General features: G+C 68.7%; 6 protein-coding genes. 4 read left to right on the top strand and 2 right to left on the bottom strand.

What is annotated here, in order from left to right; genetic code table 11:
• On the bottom strand, positions 1–594 hold a 594-nt coding region (locus VFK57_03580; GenBank protein ID HET7694763.1), incomplete at its 3' end, for a hypothetical protein.
• A 187-nt stretch (positions 595–781) separates the two neighbouring features.
• Positions 782–3,742: a carboxypeptidase regulatory-like domain-containing protein gene (locus VFK57_03575; GenBank protein ID HET7694762.1), complete on the bottom strand. Its 2,961-nt coding sequence runs from the start codon at positions 3,740–3,742 to the stop codon at positions 782–784.
• Positions 3,743–3,844: 102 nt separating this feature from the next.
• Between VFK57_03575 and VFK57_03570 the strand changes: the two genes are divergently transcribed.
• The 4 genes from VFK57_03570 to VFK57_03555 are packed head-to-tail and all read left to right on the top strand — an operon-like array spanning position 3,845 to position 6,714.
• The gene (locus tag VFK57_03570) at positions 3,845–4,207 is read left to right on the top strand and encodes a metalloregulator ArsR/SmtB family transcription factor (protein HET7694761.1); all 363 of its coding nucleotides are present in this window, start codon (positions 3,845–3,847) and stop codon (positions 4,205–4,207) included.
• On the top strand, positions 4,182–4,685 hold the full coding sequence (locus tag VFK57_03565; GenBank protein ID HET7694760.1) for an SRPBCC family protein: 504 nt from the start codon (positions 4,182–4,184) through the stop codon (positions 4,683–4,685). The genes VFK57_03570 and VFK57_03565 overlap by 26 nt, the downstream gene beginning before the upstream one ends.
• A gap of 11 nt (positions 4,686–4,696) precedes the next feature.
• The gene (locus tag VFK57_03560; GenBank protein ID HET7694759.1) at positions 4,697–5,707 is read left to right on the top strand and encodes an amidohydrolase family protein; all 1,011 of its coding nucleotides are present in this window, start codon (positions 4,697–4,699) and stop codon (positions 5,705–5,707) included.
• Positions 5,707–6,714 carry a CehA/McbA family metallohydrolase gene (locus VFK57_03555; protein ID HET7694758.1) on the top strand — a complete coding sequence of 336 codons (1,008 nt, stop codon included), beginning with the start codon at positions 5,707–5,709 and terminating at the stop codon, positions 6,712–6,714. The genes VFK57_03560 and VFK57_03555 overlap by 1 nt, the downstream gene beginning before the upstream one ends.
• Positions 6,715–6,722: the final 8 nt, after the last annotated feature.

Raw genomic sequence — 6,722 nt, 5'->3', positions numbered from 1 at the left:
GCCGCCGTCCCAGTGTTCGTCCATCGCGCGGATGGCGTCGGCGACCCGCTCGGGCAGCCCGATCATGCGCGCGATGTCGGCGCCGCGCTCGCAGCGCGCGGTGAAGATGCGCTCCCCGGTCGCGCGCCGTCCGAGGCGCGCGAACCGCCCGAAGCGGCGCAGGCGCGCGGCGAAGGCGCTGCCGCGCCCCACGTACTCCCACGCGTACGCGACCTGCTGCGGTACGCGCCGCCAGTCGCGCAGCCACGCCGCGCGCTTGACCTCGTGATCGCTGCCGCCGAACAGGTCGGTGACGATCGCCGCGTTCGCCGAGCAGCCGGCGTCCTTGAGCAGGAGCGCATAGAGCAGCTCGGTCTGCTCCGCGCTCTTCAGGCCGAGCGCCTGGCCGAGGCGAAGGCCGATGAGCGCCGCGCGCGTCGCGTGCCCGCGCGGGTGGCCTTCGGTCAGATCGAGGGCGTGCGACAGGCCGGCGAAGACCCCGGACAGCCGGACGCCGGGCGCGGCGCTGCGCGGCGCGGGCGCCGGTGGGGCCGCGGGTATGGCGACGGCCATCGCCGCCCGCGGCGATGGAAAACAGCTGGCGAAGGGCGTCATGGGCGATGGTTCGATCGCCAATCGAGCAACGCAGGTGCCAGCCCGATCGGCCGTACGCACCGGCGAGACTAAACGCCCGGAAGATAAGGCTTTCAGCGTGGTTGCCGCGTCGGGCGCGCGGTCACCGGCGCGGCCAGCGTGTTTCAGAACGCGCCACGGCGGTGGCCCAGGATGGAACAGCCGCCCGTCAGAACGTGATCTTCGCGGCCAGCTGCATGATGCGCTCGCCGGCGGTCGCCGTCGGCCGTCCGAAAATCGGCCCGCGCGTCAGCGTCGTGCCCGCGACGCTGTAGTACGTCGTTTCCACGCCGGAGATGTTGTCGCGATTGAACAGGTTGAAGGCTTCCCAGATCAGCTGCAGCTTCGCGGCGCCGACGCGGATGTCGCGGGCGATGCGTGGATCGAAGGAGACGATCGACGGCAGCCGGAACTGGTTGCGGACGGTGCCCGGGGCGATGTCGTTGCGCGTGTTGCCGTCGCCGTTCAGGTCGGCGGCGCCGACGCGGGCGGTGTACGGCTGGCCGGACTGCGCGGTGAGGATGGCGCTGAACGACCAGTTCTCGACCAGCCCGCGCGCGAAGCCGTTGAAGCGGGTGGCGACGCCGTTGGTGTCGTAAACGCCGCTCATCACGAAGCGGTGGCGCTGATCGTTGTTGCCGGCCGTCCGGTCGGCGTCGAAGTTCGCCGGGTTGGACGCGTATTTCACGTCGTCGCCGGCGTTGCCCGGCACGACGGCGGTGGCGTCGGGCACCGTGTCCTCGACCTTGCCGAAAGTGTAGGCGGCGCGGAACTGCAGGTGGTTCGCGAAGCGGCGGTTGAGCTCCATCGTCAGGCCGTTGTAGCGCGATTCCGCGGACGACTCGAACGCGATGACGCGGGTGAAATTGGCGAACGGCCGGTCGGATCCGAAGAAGTGGTAGGGGAACGTCTCGCCGGTGCCGGCGACCGTGAACGTGCGCGTGCCGGGCGTGCCGAGGTTGCGGTCGATCGAGCGCGGCAGGTTGCTGCCGTCGACGAAGAGATAGGTGACGGTGAGGCTCGTGTTGCGCACGAGCTCCCACTCGACGGCGGCGTTCGCCTGCATCAGCCGCGAGTTGGCGAAGTCCCTGTCGACGTAGAAGATCGACGGCCGCGCCGCGGTGCCGATGTTCGGGATCGCGCTGAAGTTCTGCGGATAGGTCGGCACGGCGTCGCCCGTGAAGGTGAGCGAGACGATGTTGATGCCGTTGTTCGAGTGCGCCGTGCCGAGCATGATCGACGGCGTGCGGCCGTAGAAGATGCCCCACCCGCCGCGCACGACGTAGCGTGCGCTCGCCGGGCTCCACGCCAGCCCGAGCCGCGGCCCCCAGTTGTTCGTGTCCGCGTCCAGACGGCTCGTGTCGATGTCGGCGGCGGCGAGCTGCGCGTCCGGGTTGCGCACCGGCGGCGCGCTCGTCTTCATCAGGTCGTAGCGCAGGCCGGCGTTGATCGTGAGCTCGTTGGTCGCCTTCCACTCGTCCTGCACGAAGAACGAGTACTCGCGGATATTGGGGCGCGTCTCCGGCCCGGTCGTGCCCGGTCCCTGGAAGTTCTGCTGGTAGAACTCGTTCGGCCCGTTCGGCCGTCCGCCGGCGAACGAAGCGAGGCTGCGGAACGTGTACGAGCCGGTGAAGAAGCCGGGGAAGTAGTTGTAGATGTCGTCGAACTGGAAGTCGAAGCCGCTCTTGACCTTGTGCTGGCCGCGCAGCCACGTCACCGTGTCGGCGATCTGGATGCGGTCGATCGTCGTCTCGCGCGGGCTGAAGTTGTTGCGGCCGATCGTCAGCACCGTCGTGCCGCTCTGCTGGACGACGGCCTCCGGGTTCTCGCTGTTCGCCTCCCCCGGCTCCTTGTCGCGCAGGAACTGCGCGCGCAGCTCGTTGAACAGCGTCGGCCGGACGATGCTGCTCCACGCGGCGTTGAACGACCGTGTCTTCACCAGGGATGCGCCGGTGTGCTCGACGGAGTTCTGCAGGCCGCCGTTCTCGAAGCCCTGACCCGTGAAGTTCTGGTGGTTGTAGCGGAGCGAGAGGCGCTGCCCGCCGCCCAGCTCGTGATCCGTCTTCACCAGGAAGACGTCCTGATCGAGCTTCCGATTCCAGCTCTCGGCTTTCGGGGTCAGCGCCGCGATCGCGGCGAGCGTAAGCGGGTCGGACGGCGTCGAGGCCGGCAGGTTCATGACCACCGGGTTCGGCTGGGTGTTCCGCTGGCCGTCGTAGTTGAAGAAGAAGAAATCGCGGTCGCGGCGCACCGGCCCGCCGAGCGTGCCGCCGAACTGGTGGTAGTGGTAGGGGGATTTGGGCCGGTTGTTGAGCACGTTGATCGCGTTGTTGGCGTTCAACGCCTTGTCGCGGAAGAACTCGAAGATCGATCCATGGGGTTCGTTGGTGCCCGACTTGGTGACGACGTTGATGACGGCGCCGCCGGCGCGGCCGAACTCGGCGGAGAACGAGTTCGAGTTGACCTGGAATTCCTTCACCGCGTCCTGGCTGAACTGGTAAGGGGCGCGCCCCGAGCCGGTGCGCCCGGCGCTCTGGCCGAAGAACGTGTTGTTGTTGTCGGCGCCGTCGACGACGAGGCTGTTGAGGGTGCCGCGCTGGCCGGCGAAGCTGATGTCGCCGGTGCGCACGTCCCGCGTCACCCCGGGGGTCAGCAGCGCGAAGTCGATGAAGTTGCGGCCGTTGACCGGCAGGTTCTGGACGGCGACTTCGTCGACCGTGGAGCTGACGTTCGATCGCGTGGTCTCGAGGACCGGCGTCTCGGCCAGCACGTTGACGGTTTCGGCCACGCCGGCGACGCTCATCTCGATCCGGAGCGTGATCGTCTGTCCGACGGTGAGGCGGACGTCGTTGTGCGTGCGCGTCGCGAACCCGGCCAGCGCCGCGCTCACGGCGTAGACGCCGACGGGCAGATTCGGCATGCGGAACAGGCCGTAGCTGTCGGTCACGGCCTCGCGCTGCACGCCGGTCGCGGATTCCTTGATGGTGATGGAGACGCCGGGAAGGGCGGCGGCGGACTGGTCGACCACGAGGCCTTCGATCGAGCCGGTGGGGCTCTGCGCCCGCGACGGCAGCGGCAGGAGGGTGGTCAGGGCGATCACGAGAGCGAGCAGGCGGCGGCGGTCGGTCATGGCGGGGAATATACCGCCGCGCAGGCGCCGCGGATACCCCTTGACAACGTCCGGACCGGCGGTGTATTTAACTGATAGGTTATTTAACTAACAGGTTTACCAATGACCCGGACCGATCAGCTCAGCACCACCTTTGCCGCCCTCGCCGACCCCACGCGGCGGGCGATCCTCGCGCGGCTCGCCCTCGGCGAGTGCTCCGTCACCGAGCTCGCCGAGCCCTTCGCGATGAGCATGCCGGCCGTCTCGAAACACCTCCGCGTGCTCGAGCGCGCCGGCCTCATCGCCCGCGGACGGGAAGCCCAGTGGCGCCCGTGCCGGATCGAGGCCGCCCCGATCAAGGAAGTGGCGGAGTGGGCCGAGCGGTACCGCGCGATCTGGGAAGCCCGCTTCGATCGTCTCGACAGCTACCTGCAGCAACTGCAAACCAAGGAGAAGAAAGATGCCCGCAAGCCTCGCCGGAAATAGCCGCACCTTCGCCGTCACCACGCCGTCGGATCGCGAGATCCGCATGACCCGCCTCTTCGATGCGCCGCGCGCGCTGGTCTTCCAGGCGATGACCAGACCCGAGCACATCAGGAACTGGTGGGGCAATCTCGGCGAGGGCTATTCGGTGCCGGTCTGCGAGGTCGACTTCCGCGTCGGCGGCAAGTGGCGGTTCGTCAACCGCACGCCGACAGGGGAGGAGGCCGCCTTCTACGGGGAGTACCGCGAAATCCATCCGCCGGACCGGGTCGTCTTCACCGAGATCTTCGAGCCGTTTCCCGACGCCGTGTCGGTGGTGACGTCGGTGCTCACCGAAGAGAACGGCAAGACGCGCCTGATCGCCACTGTCGAGTATCCGACGCGCGAGGTGCGCGACATGGTGCGCGCGAGCGGGATGGAACGCGGCGCCGCCCTCAGCTACGACCGCCTGGAGGAAGTCGCCCGCGCGCTTGCGCTATAGTCGCCAGCGCCATGACGCTGCGCACCGCCGCCACCCTCGTCGTCGCTGCCGGCGCGGCTCTGACCGCGCCGGCGGCGTCCGGCCAGCGGCAGCCGGAGCCGATCATCGACATGCACATGCACGCGCTCGCCGCCGACGAGCAAGGGCCGCCGCCGATGGCGATGTGCGCGCCGTTCCCCGATTTCTTTCCCTGGGATCCGAAGGGGCCGTATCTCGACCAGTTCATCGCCCGGTTCAAGAAGCCGGCCTGCAAGGATCCGATCTGGTCGCCGATGACCGACGCCGAGGTCCTGGCCCAGACGCTGGCGATCGCGGATCGGCGAAACATCACCGGCGTGCTGAGCGGTCCGGCCGCGAACGTCGATGCGTGGATCGCGGCGCGGTCCGAGCGGTTCATCCCGGCGCTGTCGTTCCAGCTGGGCACACCCGGGACGCCGACGGTTGCCGCGCTTCGCCGGCGTCACGCCGAGGGCAAGCTGAAGGTGCTGGGTGAAGTCACCAACCAGTACGCGGGCATTCTCCCGGACGATCCCCGGATGGCGCCGTACTGGCGGCTCGCCGAGGAGCTCGACATTCCCGTCGGCATCCATGTCGGCACCGGCCCCCCGGGCGTGATCTACCTCGATGCGCCGAAATACCGCGCGCGGCTGCACAGCGCGCTCACGCTCGAGGAGGTGCTGGTGAAGCACCCGAAGCTGCGCGTCTACGTGATGCACGCCGGCTATCCGATGCTGGACGACATGCTCGCCGTGCTCTACGCGCACCCGCAGGTCTACGTCGACGTCGGCATCATCGTGTACAACCAGCCGCGGCCGGCGTTCTATCGCTACCTGCAGACGCTCGTCGAGAGCGGCTTCGGCAGGCGGGTGATGTTCGGCTCCGATCAGATGGTCTGGCCGGCGACGATCGAGCGCGCCATCGCCACGATCGAAGACGCGCCGTTCCTCTCGGCGGCGCAGAAGCGGGACATCTTCTACAACAACGCAGCGCGCTTCCTGCGGCTGCCGGCGGCGGCACGGTGATGCCTCCGCGCCAGGCATCTGCGCTCCTGGTGCTGCTGCTCGGCGCCACGCTGGCCGCCGGCAACCCGGCCGGACAGGCGCCGGCCGCCAAACGTTGGTACAAGGGCAACACCCACACCCACACGCTCAACTCCGACGGCGACTCCACGCCGGACGACGTGGTGCGGTGGTATCGCGAGCACGGCTATCAGTTCCTGGTCCTGACGGACCACAATTTCCTGACGGCGACGTCGGCGTTGAGCGCGCTGCACGGCGCCGACGAGCGGTTCCTCGTCATCAAGGGGGAGGAAGTCACCGACCGGTTCGGCACGAAGCCGCTCCACGTCAACGGGCTCGACGTGAGCGCGGAGGTGGCGCCGCAGGGGGGGACCTCGGTCGCGGACGTCCTGCAGCGCAACGTCGACGCCATCCGCAAGGCAGACGGCGTGCCGCACATCAATCACCCGAACTTTCAGTGGGCGGTGACGGCGGACGATCTGATCAAGGTCCGGAACAACAAGCTGTTCGAGATCTATAACGGCCATCCGCAGGTGAACAACGTCGGCGGCGGAGGCGTGCCCGGCCTCGAAGAGGCCTGGGACACGATCCTCTCGGCGGGCGTTCTGCTGTACGGCATCGCCGTGGACGACGCGCACGTGTTCAGGCAGCCGGGGAATCCGAACGTCGCCGGCCCGGGGCGCGGCTGGGTGATGGTGCGGGCGGCGCGCCTCGAGGCGCGCGCGATCCTCGACGCGATGGAACGCGGTGACTTCTACGCCTCCACCGGCGTGGAGCTGGCGGAATACGAAGCGACGCCGGCGGCGATCCGCATCGCCGTGCGTCCGAGCACGTTTTCGAAGTACCGCATCCAGTTCATCGGCAGGGGCGGGCGGCTGCTGGCCGAACGTGCCGAGCCGACGGCGATCTACGCGTTCAAGGGGGACGAGGGCTACGTGCGCGCGCGCGTGCTGGAGAGCAACGGCCAGATCGCGTGGGCCCAGCCGGTGACGGTCAAGCCCCGCCCGTAGCGCGCGAC

It is taken from the genome of Vicinamibacterales bacterium, assembly GCA_035699745.1.
Lineage (GTDB): Bacteria > Acidobacteriota > Vicinamibacteria > Vicinamibacterales > 2-12-FULL-66-21 > JAICSD01.
The sequence above is the reverse complement of the archived record's forward strand: the minus strand, read 5'-3'. Positions and strand labels throughout refer to the sequence as shown.